At 72.3% G+C, this 26024-nt stretch carries 24 protein-coding genes; 10 read left to right on the plus strand and 14 right to left on the minus strand.

The genetic code is table 11. The features are described 5' to 3' along the window. Positions 1-71 precede the first annotated feature (71 nt). The 4 genes from FOF52_RS13140 to FOF52_RS13155 all read left to right on the plus strand — a co-directional run bounded on the left by FOF52_RS13140 (position 72) and on the right by FOF52_RS13155 (position 5196). The gene (locus FOF52_RS13140; RefSeq protein ID WP_248590255.1) at positions 72-1832 is read left to right on the plus strand and encodes an acetyl/propionyl/methylcrotonyl-CoA carboxylase subunit alpha; all 1761 of its coding nucleotides are present in this window, start codon (positions 72-74) and stop codon (positions 1830-1832) included. A gap of 151 nt (positions 1833-1983) precedes the next feature. Next, complete coding sequence (locus tag FOF52_RS13145; protein WP_248593975.1) at positions 1984-2703, plus strand: hypothetical protein; 720 nt, start codon at positions 1984-1986, stop codon at positions 2701-2703. Then, entirely contained in the window at positions 2700-3962 is a 1263-nt protein-coding gene (locus FOF52_RS13150) for a hypothetical protein (RefSeq protein ID WP_248593976.1), read from the plus strand. Before FOF52_RS13145 ends, FOF52_RS13150 begins: the two co-directional genes overlap by 4 nt. Then, positions 3952-5196 carry a hypothetical protein gene (locus FOF52_RS13155; protein WP_248590256.1) on the plus strand — a complete coding sequence of 415 codons (1245 nt, stop codon included), beginning with the start codon at positions 3952-3954 and terminating at the stop codon, positions 5194-5196. The genes FOF52_RS13150 and FOF52_RS13155 overlap by 11 nt, the downstream gene beginning before the upstream one ends. 19 nt (positions 5197-5215) lie before the next feature. Here the strand turns inward: FOF52_RS13155 and FOF52_RS13160 are convergent, their stop codons facing one another. Genes FOF52_RS13160 through FOF52_RS13175 form a run of 4 tightly spaced genes read right to left on the minus strand, consistent with a single transcriptional unit; the run spans position 5216 to position 7828 of the window. Then, positions 5216-5638, minus strand: coding sequence for a hypothetical protein (locus FOF52_RS13160; RefSeq protein ID WP_248590257.1), 423 nt, complete (start codon positions 5636-5638; stop codon positions 5216-5218). Between the two features lie 49 nt (positions 5639-5687). Next, a complete protein-coding gene (locus FOF52_RS13165) occupies positions 5688-6551 on the minus strand; it encodes a hypothetical protein (RefSeq protein ID WP_248590258.1) in 864 nt (287 codons plus the stop codon). 31 nt (positions 6552-6582) lie between these two features. After that, positions 6583-7014 carry a hypothetical protein gene (locus FOF52_RS13170; protein WP_248590259.1) on the minus strand — a complete coding sequence of 144 codons (432 nt, stop codon included), beginning with the start codon at positions 7012-7014 and terminating at the stop codon, positions 6583-6585. 52 nt (positions 7015-7066) lie between these two features. Beyond that, positions 7067-7828 (minus strand): hypothetical protein, encoded by a 762-nt coding sequence (locus FOF52_RS13175; protein ID WP_248590260.1) that lies wholly within the window; start codon positions 7826-7828, stop codon positions 7067-7069. A gap of 817 nt (positions 7829-8645) precedes the next feature. On the opposite strand from FOF52_RS13175, the gene FOF52_RS13180 reads away from it, so the two are divergent. Then, entirely contained in the window at positions 8646-9920 is a 1275-nt protein-coding gene (locus FOF52_RS13180; protein ID WP_248590261.1) for a chemotaxis protein CheA, read from the plus strand. 104 nt (positions 9921-10024) lie between these two features. Here FOF52_RS13180 and FOF52_RS13185 read toward each other — a convergent pair whose 3' ends face one another. Next, on the minus strand, positions 10025-11407 hold the full coding sequence (locus FOF52_RS13185) for an NAD(P)H-quinone dehydrogenase (protein ID WP_248590262.1): 1383 nt from the start codon (positions 11405-11407) through the stop codon (positions 10025-10027). Positions 11408-11581: 174 nt separating this feature from the next. On the opposite strand from FOF52_RS13185, the gene FOF52_RS13190 reads away from it, so the two are divergent. After that, positions 11582-12031, plus strand: coding sequence for a gamma-glutamylcyclotransferase family protein (locus FOF52_RS13190; RefSeq protein WP_248590263.1), 450 nt, complete (start codon positions 11582-11584; stop codon positions 12029-12031). Positions 12032-12071: 40 nt separating this feature from the next. Next, a complete protein-coding gene (locus tag FOF52_RS21930; protein WP_282573460.1) occupies positions 12072-12203 on the plus strand; it encodes a hypothetical protein in 132 nt (43 codons plus the stop codon). A gap of 181 nt (positions 12204-12384) precedes the next feature. Here the strand turns inward: FOF52_RS21930 and FOF52_RS13195 are convergent, their stop codons facing one another. The 4 genes from FOF52_RS13195 to FOF52_RS13210 form a co-directional block, all read right to left on the minus strand. After that, entirely contained in the window at positions 12385-12954 is a 570-nt protein-coding gene (locus FOF52_RS13195; RefSeq protein WP_248590264.1) for a PH domain-containing protein, read from the minus strand. Continuing rightward, a complete protein-coding gene (locus tag FOF52_RS13200; RefSeq protein ID WP_248590265.1) occupies positions 12951-14057 on the minus strand; it encodes an adenosine deaminase in 1107 nt (368 codons plus the stop codon). The genes FOF52_RS13195 and FOF52_RS13200 overlap by 4 nt, the downstream gene beginning before the upstream one ends. Positions 14058-14132: 75 nt before the next feature. Next, complete coding sequence (locus FOF52_RS13205; RefSeq protein WP_248590266.1) at positions 14133-15365, minus strand: M20 family metallopeptidase; 1233 nt, start codon at positions 15363-15365, stop codon at positions 14133-14135. Continuing rightward, positions 15352-16551, minus strand: a complete 1200-nt coding sequence (locus tag FOF52_RS13210) for a glutamate--cysteine ligase (RefSeq protein ID WP_248590267.1) — start codon at positions 16549-16551, stop codon at positions 15352-15354. Before FOF52_RS13210 ends, FOF52_RS13205 begins: the two co-directional genes overlap by 14 nt. Before the next feature lie 611 nt (positions 16552-17162). On the opposite strand from FOF52_RS13210, the gene FOF52_RS13215 reads away from it, so the two are divergent. Beyond that, positions 17163-18347, plus strand: coding sequence for a galactokinase family protein (locus tag FOF52_RS13215; RefSeq protein ID WP_248590268.1), 1185 nt, complete (start codon positions 17163-17165; stop codon positions 18345-18347). Between the two features lie 107 nt (positions 18348-18454). Beyond that, positions 18455-19669: an LCP family protein gene (locus tag FOF52_RS13220; RefSeq protein ID WP_248590269.1), complete on the plus strand. Its 1215-nt coding sequence runs from the start codon at positions 18455-18457 to the stop codon at positions 19667-19669. A 305-nt stretch (positions 19670-19974) separates the two neighbouring features. On the opposite strand, the gene FOF52_RS13225 is transcribed toward FOF52_RS13220, so the two are convergent. Beyond that, positions 19975-21192 (minus strand): NADP-dependent isocitrate dehydrogenase, encoded by a 1218-nt coding sequence (locus FOF52_RS13225; RefSeq protein ID WP_248590270.1) that lies wholly within the window; start codon positions 21190-21192, stop codon positions 19975-19977. A 213-nt stretch (positions 21193-21405) separates the two neighbouring features. Then, complete coding sequence (locus FOF52_RS13230) at positions 21406-21774, minus strand: DUF3017 domain-containing protein (RefSeq protein WP_248590271.1); 369 nt, start codon at positions 21772-21774, stop codon at positions 21406-21408. A gap of 479 nt (positions 21775-22253) precedes the next feature. Between FOF52_RS13230 and FOF52_RS13235 the strand changes: the two genes are divergently transcribed. Next, a complete protein-coding gene (locus tag FOF52_RS13235) occupies positions 22254-22859 on the plus strand; it encodes an FHA domain-containing protein (protein WP_248590272.1) in 606 nt (201 codons plus the stop codon). A gap of 46 nt (positions 22860-22905) precedes the next feature. Here the strand turns inward: FOF52_RS13235 and FOF52_RS13240 are convergent, their stop codons facing one another. Genes FOF52_RS13240 through purN form a run of 3 tightly spaced genes read right to left on the minus strand, consistent with a single transcriptional unit; the run spans position 22906 to position 26013 of the window. Then, positions 22906-23757 carry a bifunctional methylenetetrahydrofolate dehydrogenase/methenyltetrahydrofolate cyclohydrolase gene (locus FOF52_RS13240; protein ID WP_248590273.1) on the minus strand — a complete coding sequence of 284 codons (852 nt, stop codon included), beginning with the start codon at positions 23755-23757 and terminating at the stop codon, positions 22906-22908. A gap of 58 nt (positions 23758-23815) precedes the next feature. Beyond that, on the minus strand, positions 23816-25384 hold the full coding sequence (purH, locus tag FOF52_RS13245) for a bifunctional phosphoribosylaminoimidazolecarboxamide formyltransferase/IMP cyclohydrolase (protein WP_248590274.1): 1569 nt from the start codon (positions 25382-25384) through the stop codon (positions 23816-23818). After that, entirely contained in the window at positions 25381-26013 is a 633-nt protein-coding gene (purN, locus tag FOF52_RS13250; protein WP_282574072.1) for a phosphoribosylglycinamide formyltransferase, read from the minus strand. Before purN ends, purH begins: the two co-directional genes overlap by 4 nt. Positions 26014-26024: the final 11 nt, after the last annotated feature.

The raw sequence follows: 26024 nt of genomic DNA on the forward strand, positions 1-26024 counted from the left end.
CCGCCGCCCTCAGACCCGCCCACGGCATCGGCGCCGAACGGCCGATGCCCCTCCAGGAGGAATGTTCGACCGTGCGTAAAGTTCTCATCGCCAACCGGGGCGAGATCGCCGTCCGGGTGGCACGCGCCTGCCGCGACGCGGGCCTCGGCAGCGTCGCGATCTACGCCGAACCCGACGTCGACGCGCTGCACGTCAAGGTCGCCGACGAGGCCTACGCCCTGGGCGGGCAGACCCCCGCCGACAGCTACCTCAACGTCGACAAGATCCTGGCCATCGCGGCCGAGTCCGGCGCGGACGCGGTCCACCCCGGCTACGGCTTCCTCGCTGAGAACGCCGACTTCGCCCAGGCCGTCATCGACGCCGGGCTGACCTGGATCGGCCCGCCGCCCGCCGCGATCACCGCCCTGGGCGACAAGGTCCAGGCCCGCCACATCGCGCAGAAGGTCGGCGCGCCCCTGGTGGCGGGCACCCCCGACCCCGTGTCGGGCGTCGACGAGGTGCTGGCCTTCGCCTCCGAGCACGGCCTGCCCATCGCGATCAAGGCCGCCTTCGGCGGCGGCGGACGCGGCCTGAAGGTCGCCCGCACCATGGAGGAGATCCCCGACCTCTACGAGTCGGCGGTGCGCGAGGCCGTCACCGCGTTCGGCCGCGGCGAGTGCTTCGTGGAACGCTACCTGGACCGGCCCCGGCACGTGGAGACCCAGTGCCTGGCCGACACGCACGGCAATGTCGTGGTGGTCTCCACCCGCGACTGCTCGCTGCAGCGCCGCCACCAGAAGCTGGTGGAGGAGGCCCCCGCGCCGTTCCTCACCGACGAGCAGGTGGAACTGCTGTACTCCTCCTCCAAGGCGATCCTGCGCGAGGCCGGCTACGTGGGCGCGGGCACCTGCGAGTTCCTGGTCGGCGCCGACGGCACCATCTCCTTCCTGGAGGTCAACACCCGCCTGCAGGTGGAGCACCCGGTCACCGAGGAGGTCGCCGGGATCGACCTGGTGCGGGAGATGTTCCGCATCGCCGACGGCGAGGAGCTGGGCTACGACGACCCGGTGCTGCGCGGCCACTCCTTCGAGTTCCGCATCAACGCCGAGGACGCCGGGCGCAACTTCATGCCCGCCCCCGGCACCATCACCTCGATGCGGCTGCCCGGAGGCCCCGGCGTGCGCGTCGACACCGGCTGCGAGCCCGGCTTCACCGTGCCGCAGGCGTTCGACTCGATGGTGGCCAAGCTCATCGTGACCGGCCGCACCCGCACCGAGGCCCTGGAGCGGTCCCGCCGCGCCCTCGCCGAGTTCGAGGTCGGCGGCATGCCCACCGTCATCCCGTTCCACCAGGCGGTGGTCTCCCACCCGGCGTTCGCCCCGGCCGACGACACCCAGCCGTTCAGCGTGCACACCCGCTGGATCGAGACCGAGTTCGACGGAGTCATCGAACCGTTCCAGGGCGAGGTGGAGCAGGCCGAGGCCGCGGAGCGGGAGCGGGTCACCGTCGAGGTCGGCGGCAAGCGGGTCGAGGTCGTGCTGCCCGCCGGCCTGGGCGCCGACCTGGCCGCGGCCCCGAGCACGAAGAAGTCCGGCAAGCGCGGCTCCCGGAAGAAGTCCGCGGCGGCGGTCAGCGGCGACGCCCTGGTCAGCCCGATGCAGGGCACCGTCGTCAAGGTCGTGGCCTCCGACGGCCAGGAGGTCGCCGAGGGCGACACCGTCGTCGTCATCGAGGCCATGAAGATGGAGCAGCCGCTCACCGCGCACAAGGCGGGCACCGTCACCGGCCTGGCGGTGAGCGCGGGCGAGACCGTCGGCAACGGCGCGGTGATCTGCGAGATCAAGGACGCCTAGGGCGCGGCGCCGACAACGGCGCGACGCACCGGCGGGGCGGACCGTCCACTCGGGGCGGTCCGCCCCGCCGCGTTCCCGGACGACCGTCCCCCGGGACGAGCAGCCGCGCCCCGGGAGAATTCTCCCCGACCAGCACCTCTAGGCTGTCCCCATGCTCTTCTGGCGCTGCCTGGCCGTGGGGGCGACCCTCCTCGCGGCCCTCTCCCCTCCCTCCGCCTCCGCGGCGGAGTGGCCCGCCAGCTATCCGTCCCACGTGGCCGCGCAGCTCGCCGAGGACCCGGTCTACGTCAGCGACCACTACGCGGGAGCCCTGGACCTGGCGCAGACCCGCGCCCACCTGCACGACGCGGTCTCCCGCCTCGACCACCCCGTCTACGTGGTGGTGCTGCCCACCGTGGTGGGCGGCGACGTCCTCGACGAGGGCTTCCTCGCCGCCGTCCACGACCGCCTCGGCGAGGACGGGGTGTACCTGCTCGCGGAGTACCGGGGCTCCGACATCAGCGCGGTCGCCTACGGGGTCGACGTCCCCGCCTCCGAGGCCGCCCTGGAGGTGCTCCTCTCCCTGGAGCACGACACCCCCCTCACGGTCGTGGTCGACCGGTTCGTGGACAACCTCGCCTCGGGGGAGGCCGCCCAGCGCCTGGCGGAGAGCCGGGACCGGTGGGACGCCGGGCAGTGGTCCCCGTTCGGCGGCCCCAGCCCGATCGAGCGGCTCCGCGAAGCCCTGTCCCCGGACACCTCCTACGGAGTCCGCAACCAGGCGTTCGCCCTCGGCACGACCCTGGGCGCGACGGCCACCCTGGTCGTCCTGACCGTCTGGCACCGCCTGCGGCGACGGCCCGCCCGCCCGAGGGGAGGGCGGCGGCGGTGAGGGTCCTGCGCACACTCCGCCGCGCCCTGCTCGCAGCCGTCCTCCTGCTGGGCGCGCCCCCCGCGGCCGCGGCCGAACTCCTCCCGGAACCGCCGTACGTGGCCGACACCACCCGCGTGGAGCGGATCGTCGCCGGGCTGCGCGAGGACCCGCTCTTCGTCGACCCCAGCGCCGTCTCCCTGCTGCCGCGGGAGGAGGCCGAGGCGGTCCGCGAGGCGCTGGCCGACCAGCCCGTGCCCGTCTACGTCGTCGTCGTGCCCTCGCTCCCCACGGACGAGTCCGCGGGCGACGAGGAGGTCCTGCTGCACGCGGTCCACCACGTCCTCGGCGAAGGCGGGGTGTACGTGCACCTGAACTCGTCGTGGCTGCACAGCGGCTCCTACCGCTTCTCCCACATCGTCGTCGACGTGCCCGTCGACGACGGGGACCTGCCCCGCTCCCCCGTCTTCGCCGAGGGGGCGGACGAACTCCTGGACCTCCTGGCGGCGGTGCGCACCGCCCCTCCCGGCGCCCCGGCCAGCCCCACCCCCTCCGCGGTGGAGTTCCGGGACCACCGGACGGAGTACCAACCGACCGTCGCCGACCGCTTCTCCGGGGACTTCTGGCCCGGCCTGCTCGTCGTCGGCCCCCTCCTCGGCCTGCTGCTGTTCCCCCTGGCCCTGGGGCTGGGGCGGGCCGGGCGCGCCGCGGCCTCCGGACGGCGCACCCGCCGCGCCCACCGCGACACCGAGCGGCGTTCCCTGCCGGCGCCGCTGCGGGCGCGGCGCGCCCCCTCCCGGCCCAGCCGTGCCCGACTGCACCGGATCCTCCGCCGCGAACTGGACCGCCTCACCGCGGAGCTGGAGGCGGCGGCCGCCGCGCAGCCCGGCCGGGACCGCGCCGCGCGGGCCTTCGACGCCGCCGGACTGCTCGCCGCGGATCCGGCCGCCACCGACCACGACCTGGTGGGCGCGATCGTGCTGGCCCGGGAGGGCCGCGCGGCCCTCGCCGCCGACGGCCTGTCCCGCTCCCCCGGCGCCTGCTCCGTCAACCCGCTGCACGGAGCCCCCCTGCCCGGCAGCGCCCCGCTCCGCGGATCCGCCGGCCGGAGCGCCGACGGCCGCTGCGCCCGCTGCGCGGGCCGGACCGTGCCGCCTCCCCCGCTGCGTCTGGCGGGCGAACCCCACACCGCCCACGCCAACCTGTGGACCCGGACCGGCTACGGACGCACCGTCCCCGAACTGGCCCGGACCGTGCTCAAGGAGATCGATGTCGACTGAACGCCGCGCGGCCGCGCTGGTCACCGCCCTCCTGCTCTGGCTGCTGTGGCCGGGGGGCGCCGCACACGCCCAGACCGACCCCGCCGGGCCGAGCCCCGCCGAGACGATCGCCGCCGCGCTGCGGGAGCAGCCGGTCTACGTGGACCCGTCACTGCGCTCGCTGCTGGACGAGGACGCGCAGGCCGCACTGGCGGAACGCATCGCCGCGACCGGCGAGGAGATCTACGTCGTCGTCGTTCCCCTGGTCCGGGGCGACGCGTGGGACGGCGACCCCGCCCAGCTCGTGGGCGCGGTCAGCGACCGCCTGGGCGGTTCGGCCTCCTACCTGGTCCTGGAGGACAACGACCTGTGGCTGCACGGCGAGGGACCGTCGGCGGGCGACGACGCCTTCTACGCGGCGCTGACGGTCAACATCGCACCGGAGTCGCAGGGGGCCTCCCTGGCCCGGCGGCTCGACCACGCCGTCGACCTGATCGCCGGCGGCCGCGCCGTGGAGGAGTACGAGCGGATCAGCGCCGAGCGCGAGCCCCCGCCGCCCTCCGCCTGGGGCGCCGCGCCGTCGGCGTGGCCCTGGATCGCCGGAACCGCTGTGCTCGCCGCCGTGGTCGTGCTCTCCCTCGTGGCCGCGCGGTCCCGCCGCGCCCACCCGCGGCCGCTCGCGCACACCGTCTTCGACTCCATCGACGCCGCGGGGCAGGAGCGGATGCGCCGGGATCTCGGTGCGCGGCTCACCGCGACCGGAAAGCGGCTGGCCGCGCTCACCGTGCCCGACTCCGACGCGGCGCGGGCCGCCCTCCAGCAGGCCCTGGACGCGCACCTGGCCGCGGGCAAGGTCCTGGACGCCGCCGCCGACCTGCCCGACCTGGCCGGGGCCCTGGTCCTGCTCGACCTGTGCGACGCCCACGTCGACCAGGCGGTCGCCGCGCGGTCGACGCCCCGCCCGGTACGGCACTGCTTCTTCGACCCGCTGCACGGCACCCGCACCTCCACCACGCCGTGGCGCGGGCTCGGCACCCGCCGCAGGGTCACCGTGTGGGCCTGCGGCGACTGCGCCACCGCGCTCCGCAAGCACCGGCAGCCGGAGGCGCTGCCCGCCGTCCTCGACGACGGGCGTCGGGTTCCCTACTACGACCTTCCGCCGGAACGCAGTGTGTGGGCCGCCACCGGGTACGGCACCCTCCACGACGACTTGGTGGCCCGGGTGCTGCGCGGGGACTCCGGCGCGGCGCGGTGACCGGCGGGGGCGGGGAGCATCAGGAAGCCTGGGCGACGACGAACCACAGGGCGTAGCCGACCCCGGCCAGGCTGAGGGCCCCGAAGCCCAGTTCGACCACGTGCAGCAGCAGCATCAACCTCTCCTCCCTGGCCTCCTCCGTGGCCAGGAGCGCCGGCTGCTCCGACTCCAGTCGGTCGATCTCCCGGTTCACCCCGTCCATTTCCGCCAGGACCCGGGCACGCGCGGCCTCGTCTCCGCGCTCCACGGCGGCGGCCCCTTCCGCGAGCAGCGCCTCCTTCCTCTCCAGGAGGTCGAGGAGCGCGCGCGATCCGCGCAGTTCGACGCGGTTGCGCGCGACCCATTTGGTGCTGACCGTGGTCACCTGCAGCAACCCGCCGTAGACACGGACGGCGGTCCACGCCGCTCCGGTCAGGACCACGGCGAAGACGATCAACCACATGCCGGTTTCTCCCCTGTCGTCGAGGACGATGGTGGTGTCCAGTCGCCCGTCATGTCCTGCCGCGTCTCCTCCGCTGCGGCTGCTGCGACCGCGTCTGCTGCGCCGGTCTCACGGGTTGCTGAGAGGTGCTCCGGCCCCCGAGGGGGAGTCGGAGCTGGCCGGGGACATCCGGGGTGCTCCCCGCTGTCGGCAGCGCCCTCGTTGACGGTGTCCCCGTCTGACCGGGCCCCGCCGACCCGCTGTTGACGATCCCTTTCAGCCTCTCCGTCTCGTTCCTGATCCTCTCAAGACGTTCCTCCAGTTCCTGGAGGATCCTGCTCTCGTTCACCATGAACGAGCTGGAAGTCACCTCCTCGACCCTGCTGAGGACGTGTTCCAGCCTCTCCGCCGCGATCGGGTCGAGCTCGTCCTTGTCGACGAGCCTCCCGTTCTCGTCGAGCCTGCCGACGTAGGAGAGGACCTCCTGACTCTCCCGGATGGCGAGGAGATGGGTCTTGATGATGCTCAGGAGCGACTGCGCGTTGCTGATCGACGCCCTCGTCTGGAAGTAGTGGGGGCTGACCCCTTCGATGTGCTTCAGCTGGAGAGTGGAGTTGAAGCTGTCGATCTCGTGTTGCAGGGAGTCCTTTTCCGCCTCCAGATTCAGGAGCTGGTTGTCGATCTCCTTTTCCTGGGAACTAGGCTCCCCCGTCAGGAACCTGCCCGCGTCCTTCAGGTTGGTGAGAACGGAACTCGTTCTCTTCTCCGTCTCCTGCCTCCTCTTCTCCGCCGTCTCGGCCGCCTCCTGGTTCGCCTTCCTGATGTTGAACCAGGTCAGGAGTCCCGCGAGGCCGGACGAGACGGCGAAGGCCGCCCCACCCACCCCCGTGAAACCGGAGAGGTAGGAGAGCAGAAGATTCAGTAGAGCGTCCAAGGGGTCCCCTCAACGCAAGCCGTGAACCGTTTCACTCGGCACCGGCGGCCAGCAGTGCGAGTCCGATACCGAGGCACACGAGGATCAGCAGGTCCGATCTGAAACGGGAGAGCATCCTCATGCTCTCCGCTCTCCTTTCGCCTCCCTCGGCGCGGACCCTGCGTTCCCCGGGGGCGACGCGGGAGAGCGCGGTCCGCGCGTCCGCCAGCAGGGAGGCTCTTTCCCGAGCGTCTCCGTGCATGGCTCGTCCCGCCCGGAGCTCCGACTCCCTTCCTTCGATTTTCATTCGGGCCCGGAGCGCGTTCAGCTCGACGTCCGCGGCAATCCTCGACACTGCGGACGGTGAGTTGGTCGTCGAGTCCGGATCCCAGTAGATCCCCGACCTGAAGAGGAGAAAATGGAGCACGAGGTGCACGAGGAAGACCCCGGAGGCCAGGAGAGCTACCCAGTAGATTTCGACCACCCCAGACCGAAGAAGATTCCGGACGCCGCCACGGCTCCACCTCCTGTCACAGTCACCGCCCCCGGCCCTGCTTCGGGTCCTGCTTCTGCTGGGACCTCCTGGGCCTTCTGGTCCCGCCCTGCTGCCGCTGCCGGGCGCGCTTCAGGGCCTCGGTGACCGAGAACTTCGTTTCGTCCCCCTGCAGTTCCTCGCGGATGTCCTTCTTCCACGCTTCCGTGAACTCCTGCGCCCTCGGATCATCCTTGATGATCGCAGCGAGAGCCGTCTGCAGCCCCCTCAACTCGGTTTCGAGACTCCGCAACCGCGCCTCGTTGGCGGATGCCTCCTTGGAGAGGTTCGCGGCCCTCTCCGTGTTCTCCTCGAACGGTCCGCTCTCCCGGTCGAGCGCGTCCTTCCGGCGGGACAGATCCGCCTTCTCGGCCTTGCTCTTCTGGAGGAGGATGTTCGTCCCCTCAAGCGCCGCCTTCTGCTGGGCGACCAGTCTGTTGAACTCCTCCTCCACCCTCGTCGGAACGAACGTGTTCGGTTCGAAGGCCTTCCCGGTCCGCAGATCGTCGATGGTGAGGGGGACGGGAAGCGGTCCCTGCACCCCGGGGAGCGAGGTCCTGGGAGTCTTCCTCCAGAAACGCAGCAGCCCCCTCTTCTGAGGCACCTCTCCCGTCTCGTAGAACGTCCTGAGCATCTTGTCCCGCTGCTTGAGGCGGAGCTTCCAGCCCGCTGAAGCCACCGCCAGAGCGACCACGACGACGACTCCCGTGGCGACCACGCTTCCGGAGAGGCCCAGGGCGTTGAGCAGAGGTCCGATGGGGGGCATCCTCAGTCCTTCCGGCTGTTCGGTACCGAAGTCCGCCGACGCGCGGGACCACCCCGTGCCCCGAGTCGTCCGTCGACGGAGAGCAGACCGGACGCCTCTCCGGGGAGCGGCCGGGGAGAAGCGCGCCGGCTCCCCGCCGACGCGGGCGTGCTCCCGAAGGGCTCCGCCTCACCGACCCGAGTCGTCACCGACACCTCCCGAACCGGAAAACGCCCCGTACTCGGCGGCCGCAGGACACCGGTGGTGCCGTGCACCTCCGCCCAGTGTGAATGGAACGCCCACCGTTTCACCTTTCGCTTTTCCCGTCCGAGCACGGGCCCCGGGCAGCACTCCAGATCCGACCCCCGGCGTTTGTGCGGAAACCCGTTCCCGACACTCTCCGGGGCCGCCCGGAAAGAACATTCCACCTCCCGACACCGTCGGAGGAGCAGACTCATATTAGTGACGCTCCGACAGCACTGTGAATAGACCCGACAAAGCCGGTTCCGGCCATTTCTGGCCACGGCCCGGCCGCGCTCACGTCCCATCCGGCCGGGGAACGGTCGGGACACCACCCCCGCACCTCCCGGCCCTCCCGGAGCGCGGGCGCACCGCGCCGTCCCCGCTGCCGTACGGCACCGCCCGGTGCCCGTCCGACGGCGGACACCCGAATTCCCATGACAACCTTCCGCCGGAACGGGGTGTGCGGGCCGCCGCCGGGTACGGATCCCTCCACGACACCCCGGCGGCCCGGGGCCGGACACGGCCCCGCACGGACGGGAACCGATGCCCCCGTCCCGTTCGTCTACACAGGTGAGAGAGGCGAGAGGAACAGATCATGTTGCGCCGACTGGCAATCACAACGCTCGCCACGGCGGCCGCCCTTGTCGTGGCAGCCGCGCCCGCGAGCGCGGAACCCAGCGCGGGCGAGGTCGCCGACGCGCTGAACAGCTCCCATGTCTACGTCGACCCCGATGTCACCGACGTCTCCGCCAGTGACGCCGACCTGATGAGCCAGGCCGCGGAGAACGTCGACACCCCCGTCTACTTCGTGGTGGTCCCCGAGGGCGAGTTCACCTCTCAGGCCGAGCTCGGCTCCTTCATGGCCGACGTGCAGCAGGACGTCGGCGACGGCTCCTACCTGGTCTTCGTCGGCGACACCACCGCGGCCGACTCCACCGTGCTCAGCCCCTCCGACGTGGCCGCGGCCGAGAGTGCCGCCCAGCGGATGAGCACCGTGCCCGACGCCGCCGTGGCCTTCGCCAACGAGGCCGAGTCCCAGGCCGACGCCGCAGCGGCCTCCGGGGTGTTCGGCATGGTCCTGCTGGGCCTGTTCGTCCTCGCGATCGCCGGCACCGGGTTCTTCCTCTACCGCTCGAAGAAGAACCGCGAGGCCCGGGAGGCCCGCGAGCTGGAGGAGGTCAAGAAGACGGTCACCGAGGACGTCGTGCGGCTCGGCGAGGACATCGCGCGCCTCGACCTCGACCTCGGCGCGGCCGACGAGGCCACCCGGACCGACTACACCAACGCGATGAACTCCTACGACCGGGCCAAGGCCGAACTGGAGACCATCCGGCGGGCCGACGAGATCCAGCGGGTCACCAACGCCCTGGAGGACGGCCGCTACTACATGACCGCCACCCGGGCGCGCCTGGCGGGCGACCCGGTGCCGGAGCGCCGCGCCCCCTGCTTCTTCAACCCGCAGCACGGCCCGTCCGTGCGGGACGTCGACTGGGCTCCTCCCGGCGGCACCCCCCGGTCGGTCCCGGTCTGCCGCGCGTGCGCCAACGACGTCCTGTCCGGCGCGCACCCCGACGTGCGCATGGTCGAGGCCGGCGGGCGCCGGGTGCCCTACTACGACGCCGGTCCGGCCTACGCCCCCTACGCGGGCGGCTACTTCGGCATGGACATGATGATGGGCATGTTCACCGGAATGATGCTCGGCAACATGATGGGCTCGATGATGGGAGCCGGCATGCTGGGCGCCGGGATGGGCGACTACGGCGGCGACGGGGGCGGCTTCGGCGACTTCGGCGGCGACGGAGGCGGTTTCGGCGACTTCGGCGGCGGCGGGTTCGACGGAGGCGACTTCGGCGGTTTCGGCGACTTCTGACCGACGGTTCCCAGGCGCAACAGGACAGCACGAGGGGGTCCCGGCCCGAGCGGCCGGGACCCCCTCCCGTGTCGTGGCGGCCACCGGCGCGGGCGGCCGGCCGCCTACTCGGGCGAGCCCTGCATGAGGGAGCGGGCGGCCTCGGTGACGCTGCCCGACAGCGACGGGTAGACCGCGAAGGTGTGCGCGACGTCGTCGACGGTGAGCCGCTGCTGCACCGCCAGGGAAACGCCGAGGATCAGTTCGCTGGCCCGCGGACCGACGATGACCCCGCCCAGCACGATGCCGGTGTGCTGGCGGCAGATCAGCTTGACGAAACCGTCCTTGGTGCCGTGCATCTTGGCGCGCGGGTTGGTGTCCAGCGGCAGTTTCACGATGCGGCCGTCGACGCGGCCGGACACCACGTCGTCCTCGGTGACGCCGACCGCCGCCAGCTCGGGGTGGGTGAACACGGTGGAGGCGACGGTGGACAGCTTCAGCGGGGCCACCGCCTCGCCGAGGGCGTGCCACATCGCGATACGGCCCTGCATGGCCGCCACCGAGGCGAGCATGTTGACGCCCGTGCAGTCCCCGGCCGCGTACACCCCCGGAGTGGAGGTCCGCGACACCCGGTCCACCTGGACGAAGCCCCGCTCGTCCAGCCGCACCCCGGCCTCCTCCAGGCCGAGGTTGGCGGTGTTGGGGATCATGCCGACCGTCATGAGGCAGTGGCTGCCCTCGACCGCGCGGCCGTCGGCGAGCCGCACGAGCACGCCGTCGTCGGTGCGGGTCACCGACTCGGCCCGGGAGTTGCCGAGCACCGTCATGCCCCGGCGGGCGAAGACGTCCTCCAGCACGCGGGCGGCGTCGGCGTCCTGGGTGGGCATGACGCGGTCGCGGGAGGAGACGAGGGTCACGTCGGAGCCGAGCGCCTGGTAGGCGTTGGCGAACTCGGCACCGGTCACACCGGAGCCGACCACGATGAGCTTCTCCGGGAGTTCGTTGAGGTCGTACAGCTGCCGCCAGGTGAGGATGCGTTCGCCGTCGGGGCGGGCGGTGGGCAGCTCGCGCGGGTGCGCCCCGGTGGCGATGAGCACCACGTCGGCGCGGATGCGCTGGTCGCCGACGGCGACGATGTGCGGGTCGACCAGCCTGGCCTCACCGGTGATGATCTCCACGCCCTCGGTGCGCAACCGGGTCGCGGTGTCGACGGACTGGGCCTGCGCCAGCCGTTTGACCCGGGCGTTGACGGTTTTGAGCTCCACCCGGACCAGGTCCTTGTCCTCGGGCTCGTTGCCGACGATGATGCCCAGCGTCGCGGCCTCCTTGACGTAGGAGGTGCGGACCGAGGTGGCGATCAGCGTCTTGGAGGGCACGCAGTCGGTGAGCACGGAGGCGCCGCCGATGCCGTCGCGTTCGATGACCGTGACGTCCGCCCCCAGTTGTGCAGCGACGAGGGCCGCCTCGTAGCCTCCGGGTCCGCCTCCGATGATGACGACCTTCGTCACGTTCCATCCACTCCTTCAACATCCTTCGGCCGCGAGGTCCTCGTGGTGGACACGCCCCGGCCGGGTGGGCCACGGGCGCCGGTGTCGCCTACTGGTCGGTGTCTCCATTGTCGCGCATGCCGAAGGCGGCGATTCGGAAAGCGCGGCGGCCCCGAAAGCCGTAGCATGGCCCGCGTGCCCCTATACGCCGCATACGCCACCAATCTCGATCCGGACCGGATGGCCGAACGCGCGCCGCACTCGCCGCTGTGGAACACCGGTTGGCTGCAGGGCTGGAGACTGACCTTCGGCGGCGGCCGCTCCCAGGGGGAGGGTGCGCTGGCCACCGTGGTGGAGGACGCCGGTTCCAGCGTGTTCGTGGCGCTCTACGACATCGCCGAATGGGATCTGCAGGAGCTGGACGGCTGGGAGGGCGGCGACCTCGGCGTCTACTCGCGCATCAAGGTGCGGGTCACCACCCTGCTGGACGGGGAGGTCACCGCGTGGACCCACGTCCTCAACGACTACGAGGGCGGGCTGCCCACCGCCCGGTACCTGGATCTGCTCGCCACCGCGGCGGAGAAGGCCGGGGCACCCGCCGACTACGTGCTCGACCTGCGTTCCCGGCCGTGCGAGCCGGGCTGACGGCGGAGGATTCCCGGGACGGAGGAGCCGCGTCCGCACGGTGCGCGGCACACGCCCGCCCCCTCCCGAGGAGGTGGGTTCCGAACCCGCCGACCGGCACCGGACGCGGCGTGGCGAGCAGCATCCCGGGGTCGAGATGGTCCGCGCCGGTGCCGTGGCCGACGGTTCGTGACGCTGCGCATCCCCGGCGCTGGTCCACGCGACCCGCGCCGGGGCATGCTCACCGCTCTCGGGTGACCCGCGTTCCACCCGAGGGCACCGGGTCGGCTGCGGTCCGCGCACCACAACCCCCCGACCTCTTTAGGCATGCCTAACCTAACTTACACTGTCGGTCTGGTCAAGTGCGGGTCCGGTCACATCACCACCAGCGATCCCAGACACAGCGCCACCGGGACGGCCAGCGCCGCCACCGCGTCGGGCGACCACACCACCGTCGGCACCGACGAGGCGTCCCCGCTCCCGGAACGGGCCCTGCGCCGCTCCGCCTCCGACCGCAGCGCCCACGCCACCCGCTCCGCGGGGCGCATCTGCCGCGGATCGTCGCGCTCCTGCCCGAAACCGTTGAGCCGGCGCAGGTTCTGCCGCACCTCGGCGCGTTTGCTCTCCCGCATCGACCAGGAGCGGAACACCCGGTCGCCGGCGTGCACCCGCAGCACGTCGGTGACGTCGGCCCAGGTGAAGGCGGACCAGGGCACGAAGACCTCGCGCAGCGGGTTGACCAGGCGCACCCCCTCCTCGGTCGTCACGACCTTGGGGCGCACCCCCAGCACGTAGGCGGCCCCCACGGTGACCAGCAGCACCGCACCGGAGACCACCGCGCGGACATCGCTCCCCCGCACCACCAGGTCGACGAGCAGGAACACCGAGAGCACCACCCAGGCCCATCCCAGGACGTGCGAGACGGGCTGCCGGAAGGTGGTCACCGTACTTCCCACTTGAGCTGGGCGAACCCCGGCTTGATCCGGCCGTTGATGAGCGCCAGGCGCTCGTCGAACGGCGCGAAGGCCGATTTCATCGCGTTCACCGTGAACCACTCCAGATCGTCCCAGTCGTAGTCGAACGCGTCCACCAGCGCGGCGAACTCGTCAGACAGCGTAATCCCCCCCAGCAGCCGGTTGTCGGTGTTGACCGTGACCCGGAAACGCAGCCGGCGCAGCAGCCCGATCGGGTGGGCCGCGATGGAGGAGGCCGCCCCGGTCTGCACGTTCGAACTCGGACACATCTCCAGCGGAATGCGCTTGTCCCGCACGTAGGCGGCGAGCCGTCCCAGCCGCGCCCCGCCGCGGGCGCCGTCGTCCGCCTCGATGTCGTCGACGATGCGCACCCCGTGCCCCAGCCGGTCGGCGCCGCACCACTGCAGCGCCTCCCAGATCGACGGCAGTCCGAACGCCTCCCCCGCGTGGATCGTGAAGTGCGCGTTCTCCCGCCGCAGGTACTCGAACGCGTCCAGGTGCCTGGTGGGCGGATGCCCCGCCTCGGCTCCGGCGATGTCGAACCCGACCACCCCGTCGTCCCGGTAGCGCACGGCGAGCTCGGCGATCTCCCGGGACCGCGCCGCGTGCCGCATCGCGGTCAGCAGCGTGCCCACCCGGATCTCCGCGCCGCGCGCGGCGGCCCTGCGGCAGCCCTCCGCGAAGCCCGCCTGGACCGCCTCGACGACCTCCTCCAACCGCAGCCCCGCCACCAGGTGCTGTTCGGGGGCGTAGCGCACCTCGGCGTAGACGACCCCGTCGGCGGCCAGGTCCTCGGCGCACTCGGCGGCGACCCGCTCCAGCGCCTCCCGGGTCTGCATCACCGCGACCGTGTGCCGGAAGGTCTCCAGGTAGCGTTCGAGCGGACCGGAGGCGGCCGCCGCGGTGAACCAGGCGCCGAGCTCCTCCGGATCGTCCGCGGGCAGGTCCGGGTAGCCGACGGCGTCGGCGAGCTCGACGACCGTGCGCGGCCGCAGCCCGCCGTCGAGATGGTCGTGCAGCAGCACCTTGGGGGCGCGGCGGATCTGCTCCAGGGTCGGCCTGTGGCTCGTCATGGGGCCAGCATGCCACCGGAACGGGTCCCACCCCCGGCAACCGGCGCCGCGGCCGCCGGCGCGTCCGGCCGCGGGTCAGGCCACCTCCGTCTCGCCGTCGAGGTCGCCCCGCTGCTCCGCCCGCAACGCGGTCAGCGCGGTCGCGGCCATGAGCTGCACCCCCACGCCGATGGCGGCCTCGTCCACGTCGAAGGTGCCGCGGTGCAGGTCGAGCATGGGACGGTCGGGGTCGGCCCAGTGCGTCCCCAGCCGCGCGTACGCGCCCGGGGTGCTCTCCAGGTACCAGGCGAAGTCCTCGCCCCCCAGGCTCTGCGGGGTGGCCGCCACCGCCTGCGGCCCCAGCACCTGGACGCAGGCGTCGCGCAGGATCTCCACGCTGCCCGACTCGTTCACGGTGGGCGGCACCCCCCTGCGGTAGTCCAGCTCGGCCCGCACCCCGTAGGCGGCGGCCACCGACTCCAGCAGCTCCTTGACCAGGTCGGGGGCCGAGTGCCAGGCCTCGTCGTCCAGGCAGCGCACCGTGCCCTCGACGACCCCGTCGTCGGGGATGGCGTTGGGCGCCGAGCCCGCGCTGATCCGGCCCCACACCAGGCTGAGTCCGGCCCGCGGGTCCACCCGCCGCGACAGCGCGGCGGGCAGTTCGGTGACGATCCTGCCCAGGGCGTAGACCAGGTCCGCGGTCAGGTGCGGCCGAGCGGTGTGCCCCCCGGGCCCCGACAGGCGGACCAGCAGCTGGTCGCAGGCCGCGGTGATCGGCCCGGAGCGCAGCCCCACCTGTCCCACGGGCAGCCGCGGATCGCAGTGCAGCGCGAAGATCCGGTCCACGCCCTCCAGTCCGCCCGCGTTGATGACCTCGCGGGCGCCTCCCGGAAGCTCCTCGGCGGGTTGGAAGAGCAGCCGGACCCGGCCGGGCAGCGCGCCGGCCCGCTCCTGCTGCGCCAGGAACAGGCCGGCGGCCAGCACGACCGTGGTGTGCACGTCGTGCCCGCAGGCGTGCGCGGCACCCGGCACCGTGGAGCAGTAGGAAACGTCCTTCTCGTCGTTGAGCGGCAGCGCGTCGATGTCGGCGCGCAAGGCCACCAGGGGACCGCCGCCCGCGCCGATGTCGCAGATCAACCCGGTCCCCTGGGGAAGACGCAGCGGTTTGAGCCCGGCTTCGGTGAGCCGCTCCTCGATCCGCTGCGTCGTCCGGTGCTCGGCGAAGGCGAGTTCGGGATGCCGGTGGAGATCACGGCGGAACTCGACGAACTCCCGTTCCCGGCGCGCCAGGAATACGGCCAACTGCTCCCGCAGGTCACGCCCCTGCATGCGAGGGACCCCCATTTCTCGACGGATCTGTTCGACCACGACCCGACCCGACCGCGGGCGCTCCGGCCCGAAACTCCCCGGTCAACGCGTCGACCACGTCGTTGAGCGTGCCTCCCTGCCGGACGATGGCCCGCTGCCGCTCGTAGGAGGCGCCGTGCTCCAGGATGTCGGCGACGACGTCGAGGTCCTCGGCACACCCCAGGCGCTCGGCCACCGGCCGCAGCTCGCGCAGCAGTTCGTACAGGTCGTCGCGGAGGGGAACGGTGCTCCCGCGCTCGTCGGTGATGATGCGGGCGTCCAACCCGTACCGGGTGGCCCGCCACTTGTTGTCGTTGACCACCCAACTCGACGGACTGGGCAACCGGTATCCCCGGTCGAGCTGCTGCTCGAACAGCTGCACCAGGCTCTGCGACAGCGCCGCCGCCATCCCGACCTCGCGCACGGTGGGAATCCCGTCGAACATCCGGATCTCGACCGTGCCGAACTCCGGGTGCGGCCGGATGTCCCACCACACCTCCTTGATGCTGGAGATGGTGCCCGCGCGCAGCAGGGTGTCCATGTACTCCTCGAAAGCGCCCCAGTGCGCCAGCCGCGGCGGCGGCCCCGCCGTGGGCAGCGCGCCGAAGACGATGGAACGGCTGGATGCCAGACCGGTGTCGTGCCCGCTCCAGAAAGGGCTGGAGGCGGTCAGCGCGAGGAAGTGCGGCAGGTAGTTGGAGAGCGCGTTGACGATCGGGACGACCTTGTCCTGGTCGGTCACCCCGACGTGCACGTGGACGCCGAAGGTGAGGATGCGGCGCGCCAGCCACTGCATCTGCTCGACCAGCTCGCCGTAGCGCTGCCCCGGGGCGAACGTCTGGTCGCGCCAGTCGTCCATCGGGTGGGTGCCCGCGCAGGCCAGGTCGACCCCGCGGCGGTCCGTGGCCCGGGTGAGCCGTTCGACGGTGGCGGAGAGGTCCTCCCGCGCCTCCTCGACGGTCTCGCAGATGCCCGTGACCACCTCGATCGTGCTCTGCATGAGTTCGTGCCGCAGCGGGGGGTTGTTCTCGCCCCCGCTCAGGTCGGGCAGCTCCCCGAGGACCTCCTGGGCCTCCTGGCGCAGGTGACCGCTGTCCCGGTCCACCAGTTGCAGTTCCCATTCCACCCCGAGGGTGGCTCGCTTCGAGGAGTTGAATTCGATGGTCATGTCCACCCTCCGCGCCGTCCGGACCAGGACCGCTCCGGCCGCGCGGCACACCGGACACCGCCTTGGATGCCCCGCATGCACCGCATAGCCGTTCCGCTCCCTGCTGATCGCCGACGCACGTGGCGGACCGCGAGACACCGGGTCGCGGGACCGGCGGGGGGCCGTCCCCTCCGGTCGGAAAACGCGGAGATCTCACCGGACTCGCGGAAAAGCGACGGAGTGTGCTTCTGGGCCGTGCCGCCCCGTTGCCCCGGGCTGCCGTCCCGGGACCGATCCGGTCGGGACACGGCCCGCGGTGACAGTCGTCGGGTGCGGCCGGCTGGTACCGAGCGCCGCAACACGTCGCCATTCACCACGCTACCGAAGGAACACGGAAACGGCCCCGAAGTGACCAACACGTAATGCCTCCGTCACACTCCGGCGGAGAGTTCCGCCACGCGCGTCATTCGGTTTCTCTACCCAGTGGAGGCGCCTGTCCCCCCGCAGCAGACGGTTCCGCCCGCCCCCTACAGTGGGAGCCGGCGCCCACGCCGTCCGCGGTCCCCCGTGACCTGCGTGTCCGCCCCGCGCCGCGTGTGTCGCCGCGTCGACTCCCCGAGAGGAAGGGCATCGTGAGGCTGTTCGGGTCCGCCCGCAGGGAAACCCCGGTGGACGAGAGCGCCGTCGCGGCGTCGCGGGCCGCGGACCGGGCGGAGGCGGCCTTCCGCTCCGCCTACGGCACGGCCCCGGCCGGGGTGTGGTGGTCCCCGGCCACCGTTCCCCTGCTCGGCGACCACTTCGGCGGTGCCGACGCGCGGGTGCTGTCGGTCGCCCTGCCCTGGGGGGCGGCGGCCGCGCTCGCCCCCGCCGACGGGGCGGCCGTGGAGGTCCGCACCACCCGCTCCCCCGCCCGCGCCGTCCGGTTCACCGCACGCCGCCCGCCCCGCCGCGTCCCCGACTGGGCGGCGGCCGTGCCCGCGGTGCTGTCCGCGCCGGAGCACGCCGGAAACGGACTGCGGGTCATGCTCGACCTCGGCCCCTTCGACGCCGCCCCGGCCCTCACCGCCGCCTGCGCGGTGCTGCTGGCCGCCACCGAACTCCACCGGGGCGCGGACGCCGCCGCGGACCGGACCGCCCTGGCCCGCACCGCCCGGGACCTCCTGGCCGACCGCATCGCCCCCGACACCGCCGACGCCGTCCCCGACACCGCGCTGCGCGCCGCGGCCGACCACGCGTTCCTGCTGGACGGAGGGACCGGTCGGGGCCGTTCACTGCCGCTGCCGCTGGGCGCGGCGGGCCTGCGTCTGCTGGTCGTGGACGCCGCGACCACGCTGCCGGAACGGCTCGCCGCCGACCGGCGGGCCGAATACGCCCGCGCCGCCGCCGCCCTGGGCGTGTCCTCCCTGCGGGAGGTGACCGACCTGGCGGAGGCGCTGGCCGCGTTGGACGACGCGGTGCTGCGCCAACGGGTACGGCACGCCGTCACCGAGACGCACCGGGTCAACGCGGTGGTCGGCCTGCTGCACGCGGGGGCGGCCGAGGAGATGGGACCGGCGCTCAGCACCGCGCACCTGTCACTGCGGGACGCCTTCGCAACGGCCTGCCCGCGCCTCGACACCGCCGCGGACACGGCCGTGCGCCGGGGCGCCCGGGGCGCCCGGATGGCCGGTTCCGGCCGCCGTGCCGTCGCCCTGGTCCCCGCCGAACGGGTGGATCCGGTGGGCGCGGGAATCCGCGCGGCCTTCACCGCGCGCCGCTGGCCCCCGCCGCTCCTGGGCGTCGCCGAGCCCGCGCAGGGCGCCCGCAGGCTGCGCTGAACCGGCGGCGGGAAACGGCGTCCCGACCCTGAACCCTCCTAGCATGTGGCACGTCCAAAAGGACGTGAACCAGGCGGACCGCCGCGAACGAAGAGGCGATCGACACGATGGCTGACAGACCGAACACGAACGACCGCGCCCCCGGCGGACCGTCGGGGGGTCAGGACCGGACCGGGGTGTTCCGACGCAACCCCGACGGCGGCATCCCCGACCGGATCGACAGCCTCTACCGGCCGGAACCGTCCGCACGCTCCGCGTCGGAGGGGTCCGCGACCCGCCGGATGCCGCGGGCCGGCGACGGCGCCCCGCCGCACCGCCCCTCCCGGGACCGGGGCCGTGACGGGACCGGGCGGGAGCGCCGGGAACGCGAACGCCGCGCCCGACGCCGCCGGAACGTCGCGGTCATCCTCCTGGTGCTGCTGGTCCTGCTCCCGACGGTCGGCTACTTCTGGGCCAACTCCCGACTGCGGCGCGTGGAGGCGCTGGTCGACTACGAGGGCCGTCCCGAGAAGCAGCCGGGCACCACCTACCTGATCGTCGGCTCCGACAGCCGCGAGGGCCTCAGCGAAGAGGACATGGACGAGTTGCGCACCGGCAGGGCCGAGGGCAAGCGCACCGACACGATCATGGTCCTGTACGTGCCCGACGACGGCAGGCCCGCCGTCGTCAGCGTGCCCCGCGACTCCTACGTGGACATCCCCGGCATCGGGGCCAACAAGATCAACGCGGCCTACGCCGAGGCGCTGGGCGGCGGGCCCGCCACCCTGGTGCAGACCTTCGAGCAGGCCAGCGGGGTGCGCATCGACCACTACGTGGAGATCGGGTTCGCCGGCTTCGTCGACATCGTGGACGCCGTGGGCGGTGTGGAGCTGTGCCCCGAGGAGGCGATGGAGGACCCCAAGGCCGGACTGGACATCGAGGCGGGCTGCCAGGTGATGGACGGTCCGACCGCCCTGGGCTACGTGCGCACCCGGGCGACGCCGCGCGCCGACCTGGACCGCATCCAGCGGCAGCGCGAGTTCTTCAGCGCCCTGGTCGGGCAGGCCACCGCTCCCGGCACCCTGCTCAACCCGTTCCGTTCGGTCCCCCTGGTGCTCAACGGCACCGAGACGTTCACCGTGGACGAGGGCGACAGCCTGGCGGATCTGGCGTGGATGGCGATGGCCATGCGGGACTCCCCGGCCACGACGGCGGTCCCCGTCGGCTCCACCCCGACCCTGGAGGTCGGCTCGGTGGTGCTGTGGGACGAGGCCCGGGCGGAGGAGATGTTCTCGGCCATGCGCGAGGGCGAGCCGATCCCGGAATCGGCGATGCAGGACTGATCCGCCCCGGCGGACCACGACCAGAAAGAGGCCCCGCGCCGTGACGGCTGCGGGGCCTCCCTGGTGACGCTCCGCGTCGTGCGCCTACCCCCCAGCGGCTGCACGACGGGCCACGTCGTCTTCGGAGAAAAGTCTGTTGTTCCCTGCGTGTCTTCAACACTAGGGGCCGCCGGGTAAAGAGCACCGGCGGACTCTTGTCAAGAGTGGGCAAACCCCGGCCCGGCAGACCGGGACGAACGGGCGGACTCCGGGGCCGGGCCTCCCTCCCGTGCGGGCCGACTGCGGCCCCGGGTCCGCCGACGGCGTCAGGCCAGGCGCTTCTGCAGGTTCTCGTCGAGCGCGGCGAGGAACTGCTCGGTGGTCAGCCACTCCTGGTCGGGGCTGATCAGGATCGCCAGGTCCTTGGTCATCTGGCCGCCCTCGACGGTCTTGATGACGACGTCCTCCAGGGTGGTGGCGAACTCGATGACCGCCGGGGTGTTGTCGAGCTTGCCCCGGTGCTCCAGACCGCGGGTCCACGCGAAGATGGACGCGATCGGGTTGGTGGAGGTGGGCTTGCCCTGCTGGTGCTGGCGGTAGTGGCGGGTGACCGTGCCGTGCGCGGCCTCGGCCTCCACGGTCCGGCCGTCGGCGGTGCGCAGCACCGAGGTCATCAGGCCCAGCGAGCCGAAGCCCTGCGCGACCGTGTCGGACTGCACGTCGCCGTCGTAGTTCTTGCAGGCCCAGACGTAGCCGCCCTCCCACTTGAGCGCGGCGGCGACCATGTCGTCGATCAGCCGGTGCTCGTAGGTCAGTCCGGCCTTCTCGAACTTCTCCTTGAACTCGTTCTCGTAGATCTCGGCGAACACGTCCTTGAACATGCCGTCGTAGGCCTTGAGGATGGTGTTCTTGGTAGACATGTACACCGGGTAGTTGCGGTCGAGGCCGTAGTTGAAGCTGGCCCGCGCGAAGTCCTCGATGGACTTGCGGTAGTTGTACATGCCGAGGGCGACGCCGCCGCCCTCGGGGAACTTGGCGACCTCCATCTCGATGGGCTCGCCGCCGTCCTCCGGGGTGTAGGTGATGGTGACCGTGCCGGGGCCGGGGACCTTGAAGTCGGAGGCCTTGTACTGGTCGCCGTGGGCGTGGCGGCCGATGATGATCGGCTTGGTCCAGCCGGGGACCAGCCGCGGCACGTTGGAGCAGATGATCGGCTCGCGGAAGACCACGCCGCCGAGGATGTTGCGGATGGTGCCGTTGGGCGACCGCCACATCTTCTTGAGACCGAACTCCTCGACCCGGGCCTCGTCGGGGGTGATGGTCGCGCACTTGACGCCGACGCCGTACTTCTTGATGGCGTGGGCCGCGTCGATCGTCACCTGGTCGTCGGTGCGGTCGCGCTCCTCGATGCCCAGGTCGTAGTACTTGAGGTCGATGTCGAGGTACGGCAGGATCAGCCGTTCCTTGATGAAGGACCAGATGATCCTGGTCATCTCGTCGCCGTCGAGCTCCACTACGGGGTTCTCAACCTTGATCTTGGCCATGGCTCGTGGCTGTCCCTTCGTGTGGCGTGTGGCCGGACCGCGGACACGGCGCCGTGTCACGGCGTCCCTGCCCGCGGCTCATTGATCGCCGCGGGAGCGCCCCGTTCGGCCCGCTCCCGGACGGTTCCGGGACGTCGCGCCTGTCTGGGGGCACTCCGGTCTGTTATGACTCTGCGGTATCTCGATATCAAGCTTATTAGTCGCGGAAAACGGTCACAGCTGCGGGGCCACCCAGGCCAGCACGATGAGGAGCACCGCGAGCGTGACGAGTGTGGCCACGTCCACCCACCTGCGGCGGACCGCCAGCATGCCCACCCGCTCGGTGGGCAGGACCGCCCGCAGGACCGCGCCCAGCAGCAGGGAGCCGGCGATGATGGCCGGACCCCGCTTGAAGTAGGCCGCGGCGACCACCACGATGCCCGCGCCCATCGTGGCGAGCACCAGCAGGTAGGGAACCTGGTCCAGCCAGCCCGGACCCTCCTCGGCGGCCGGGTCCGCGCCCTCTTTCCCGACCGGCTCGTTCTCGCCCGTGGGCTGTGGCGTGTCCGACCGCCCCGCCGCCTCCACCGTTTCCTGGCTCACCGCACACCTCACGCTCGCGCATACCCGCCCCGGAGACCGGCCGGGGCAACGAGGCCCGCCGCGGCACGACGGGCTCCGGCCGCACGTGCGCGCGGCCGGAAGCGCTCCGCGGGAGCGCCCCGCGTCGCCGTCCCGGCGGCTCTGTCCCGCCGTTGGCCACACGTGGCCTTCATTCTATTGACCGTCCCCGACGAGCGGCGGTCGAATCGGTCTGCCGAAAACTCTTCGGCCTACCGTCCCATTCTCGCCGAAATGTCGTCAATCTCCCCAAAGTTCTGCCCTACTGATTGGTAAGGGCATAGAAGTCCTACCTCGCGGGTAACCAGACATGAGATGAGTGCCACGGGCGAGCGAGGACAACCCCTATGAATCCCACTCAATCGACGGCATCCAGCCGTGCCGGAACCGGCGCGACACCCCCCGCCTTCCCCCGTCGCCACCATCCGCACCGGTCGCGCTCCACCACAGGAGGAACCACCGTGGACGGCCCCCACATACGGGTCGAGGAGAGCGGCGAGGTCCACCCCCTGACCGCCGAGGTGACCACGGTCGGACGCGGCAGGGGCACCGACATCGTCCTCTCCGATCCGAGCGTCTCGCAGCTGCACGCCGAGCTCGTCCGCCGCGGCCCGTACGTCTACGTCGTCGACATGGGCCTGTCCCGCAACGGCACCCGGGTCAACGGCCGCCCCATCGCCCGCCGGGTCCTCAACGAAGGCGACGTCATCAGTTTCGGAGCCGCCCGCTGCACGGTCGGCGGCCTGCCGCAGGAGGACCTCCGTCCCGAGGTGGAACTGCGCCGGGGCGGCGCCCCCGAGCTCACCCGCCGCGAGGTCGACGTCCTGACCTCACTGTGCCGTCCCGCCCTGTCCGACGACGCGTTCGTCGCTCCCGCGACCGCACGGCAGATCGCGGAGGACCTCGTGGTCACCGAAGCGGCGGTCAAACAGCACCTGCTCCGCCTCTACCAGAAGTTCCGCATCGCCGAGGGGGTCAACCGCCGCACCCGCCTGGCCAACGAGGTCGTGGCCCTGGGACTGGTGCGCCCCGTGCCGCCCTCCGAACGGCAGCGCCGGGCGAGCTGACCGTCCGGCGAGAGGCCGCCGCCCGCGGCCTCTCGCCGGAACCGGCTCAGGACAGCGACCGCTCGGCCGCCTCGACCACGTTCACCAGCAGCATCGCGCGGGTCATCGGTCCCACCCCGCCCGGGTTGGGGGACACGTACCCGGCCACCTCCGCCACGTCCGGGGCGACGTCGCCGACCAGGCCCTGCTCGGTCCGGGAGACCCCCACGTCGAGCACGGTCGCCCCGGGACGCACCATGTCCGCGGTGATGAGTCCGGGAACACCGGCCGCGGCCACCACGATGTCGGCGCGACGCGTGTGCTCGGCCAGGTCGCGGGTCCCGGTGTGGCACAGCGTCACCGTCGCGTTCTCCGCCCGGCGGGTCAGCAGCAGCCCCAGCGGCCGGCCCACGGTCACCCCGCGTCCGACCACGACCACCTCGGCGCCCCTGAGCGGCACACCGTAGCGGTTCAGCAGCTCCACGATGCCGCGCGGCGTGCACGGCAGCGGCGCCTCCTCCATGAGCACCAGCTTGCCCAGGTTGGACGGCTGGAGCCCGTCGGCGTCCTTGTCCGGGTCGATCAGCCCCAGCACCCGGTTCTCGTCCAGCCCCTTGGGCAGGGGAAGCTGCACGATGTAACCGGTGCACGCGGGGTCGGCGTTGAGTTCGGCCACCGCGGCCTCCACGTCGGCCTGCGTGGCGTCCGCGGGCAGGTCCTTGCGGATGCTGGCGATCCCCACCTCGGCGCAGTCGCGGTGCTTCCCGCGCACGTAGGAGTGGCTGCCCGGGTCGTCGCCCACCAGGACCGTGCCGAGCCCCGGCACGACCCCGCGGGCCCGCAGCGCCGCCACCCGCTCCTTCAGTTCCGCCCGGATCGCCGCGGCGGTCGCCTTTCCGTCCAACACCTGTGCTGTCACCGTGGTGCCTCTCTCCTCGGCGAGGCCGAGCGGGCCTCGCGGTCAACGCTGAGCCGGATCAGTGGAAGAAATGCCGGGTCCCGGTGAAGTACAGGGTCACCCCGGCGCGCTCGGCCGCGGCGATGACCTCCTCGTCCCGCACCGAGCCGCCCGGCTGCACGACGGCCCGCACACCCGCCTCGATCAGCACCTCCAGCCCGTCCGGGAACGGGAAGAAGGCGTCGCTCGCGGCCACCGAGCCCTTGGCCCGGTCCCCGGCGCGGGTGACCGCCAGCCGGGCCGAGTCCACCCGGTTGACCTGGCCCATACCCACGCCCACCGTGGCGCGGTCGGCGGCCAGCAGGATCGCGTTGGACTTCACCGCCCGCACCGCGCGCCAGGCGAACGCCAGGTCCGCCAGCGTCGCCTCGTCGGCGGCCCGGCCGGCCCGCAGCTGCCAGGCGGCGGGGTCGTCGCCGGGCGCGTCGACCAGGTCGGCCGCCTGCATCAGCAGCCCTCCGCTGATCTGCCGCAGCTCCGGGCGTGCCGCGCGGTCCGGCTCAGCCACCTCCAGCAGGCGGATGTTCTTCTTGCGGGTGAGGATCTCCACGGCCTCGGGAGTGAACCCGGGAGCCGCCACGACCTCGGTGAACACCTCGGCGACCTGAGCGGCCATGGCCTCGTCCACGACACGGTTGGCGGCGATCACCCCGCCGAAGGCCGACACCGGGTCGCAGGCGTGCGCCTTGCGGTGCGCCTCGGCGATGCTCGCACCCACCGCGATCCCGCACGGGTTGGCGTGCTTGATGATCGCCACGCACGGGTCGGCGAAGTCGTAGGCGGCGCGCAGCGCGGCGTCGCCGTCCACGTAGTTGTTGTACGACATCTCCTTGCCGTGCAGCTGCCGCGCCCCGGCCAGCCCCCGGTCCGCCGGGTCCGCGGACCGGTACAGCGCCGCGCCCTGGTGCGGGTTCTCGCCGTAGCGCAGCGTCGTCTGCCGCGTGTAGGTGACCGCGGTGAACTCGGGCCAGCCCGCCTGCTCCGCCACCTCGTCGGGAGCGTAGGTCGACGCGAACCAGCCGGCCACCGCGGCGTCGTAGCTCGCGGTGTGGGCATAGGCCGCCGCGGCCAGCCGCTTGCGCTGCTCCAGCGTGAAACCGCCGTCCCGCACCGCCTCCAGCACCTCGTCGTAGCGGGCCGGGTCCACGACCACCGCGACGCTCGCGTGGTTCTTCGCCGCGGCACGCACCATCGCGGGACCGCCGATGTCGATCTTCTCGATGCACTCCTGGGGGGAGGCGCCCGACGCCACCGTGTCGGCGAACGGGTAGAGGTTGACGACGACCAGGTCGAACGGGGCGATACCGAGTTCGTCGAGCTGGGCGCGGTGGTCGGCCTTGGTGCGGTCGGCCAGCAGCCCCGCGTGCACCTTCGGGTGCAGGGTCTTGACCCGGCCCTCGAAGCACTCGGGGAAGCCGGTGACGTCCTCGACCGGGGTGACCTCGACCCCGGCCTCGGCCAGCCGGGAGGCCGTGGAACCGGTGGAGACGATCTCCACCCCCGCCTCGGCGAGCCCGAGGCCCAGCTCCTCCACCCCGGTCTTGTCGTAAACACTGATCAGCGCACGCCGGATGGCCTGCTGTGTCACCGGTTCTCCTCTGTCACGTCCGTACCGGGCGCACCGCCCAGCTTCACCTGTCGACCGTTCAGGGCCCAGCCGTGGCGGGCGAGCCTGCCCACGACGTCCACGAGCATGCGGCGTTCCACCGTCTTGATGCGCTCGTGCAGCGTGGCGACGTCGTCACCGTCCTCGACCCGCACCACGACCTGTTCGATCACCGGCCCGGTGTCCACGCCCTCGTCCACGAAGTGCGCGGTCGCGCCGGTGACCCTGACCCCGTAGTCCAGCGCGTCGCGTACCGCGTGCGCTCCGGGGAACGCGGGCAGCAGCGCCGGATGAATGTTGACGACCGTGTTCTCCCGAAGCACCTCACGGCCGAGAATGCGCATGAACCCGGCGGAGACCACCAGGTCCGGGGCGAACTCCGCGATGCGCGCGGCGAGCGCGCGGTTCCACTCGTCCCGGTCCGGGTACTCCGAGAAGGGAACCACGAAAGTGGGCACTCCCGCCTGTTCGGCGCGGGCCAGACCGGCGGCCGCGCGGTCGGCTCCGACCGCGACGACCGTGGCGCCGTAGGCCGGGTCCGCCGCCGCGTCGAGCAGGGCCGCCATGTTGCTTCCCGTGCCCGAGATGAGGACGACTACTCGCACCGACAGTGTGCTTCCTC

The sequence above is a fragment of the Thermobifida alba genome, from assembly GCF_023208015.1.
Lineage (GTDB): Bacteria > Actinomycetota > Actinomycetes > Streptosporangiales > Streptosporangiaceae > Thermobifida > Thermobifida alba.

Coding starts and splice junctions, on each gene's coding strand:
- FOF52_RS13145 (WP_248593975.1), top strand. CDS start 1,984: ATGCTCTTCTGGCGCTGCCTGGCCGTGGGGGCGACCCTCCTCGCGGCC.
- FOF52_RS13155 (WP_248590256.1), top strand. CDS start 3,952: ATGTCGACTGAACGCCGCGCGGCCGCGCTGGTCACCGCCCTCCTGCTC.
- FOF52_RS13160 (WP_248590257.1), bottom strand. CDS start 5,638: ATGTGGTTGATCGTCTTCGCCGTGGTCCTGACCGGAGCGGCGTGGACC.
- FOF52_RS13175 (WP_248590260.1), bottom strand. CDS start 7,828: ATGCCCCCCATCGGACCTCTGCTCAACGCCCTGGGCCTCTCCGGAAGC.
- FOF52_RS13180 (WP_248590261.1), top strand. CDS start 8,646: ATGTTGCGCCGACTGGCAATCACAACGCTCGCCACGGCGGCCGCCCTT.
- FOF52_RS13200 (WP_248590265.1), bottom strand. CDS start 14,057: ATGACGAGCCACAGGCCGACCCTGGAGCAGATCCGCCGCGCCCCCAAG.
- FOF52_RS13205 (WP_248590266.1), bottom strand. CDS start 15,365: ATGCAGGGGCGTGACCTGCGGGAGCAGTTGGCCGTATTCCTGGCGCGC.
- FOF52_RS13210 (WP_248590267.1), bottom strand. CDS start 16,551: ATGACCATCGAATTCAACTCCTCGAAGCGAGCCACCCTCGGGGTGGAA.
- FOF52_RS13220 (WP_248590269.1), top strand. CDS start 18,455: ATGGCTGACAGACCGAACACGAACGACCGCGCCCCCGGCGGACCGTCG.
- FOF52_RS13225 (WP_248590270.1), bottom strand. CDS start 21,192: ATGGCCAAGATCAAGGTTGAGAACCCCGTAGTGGAGCTCGACGGCGAC.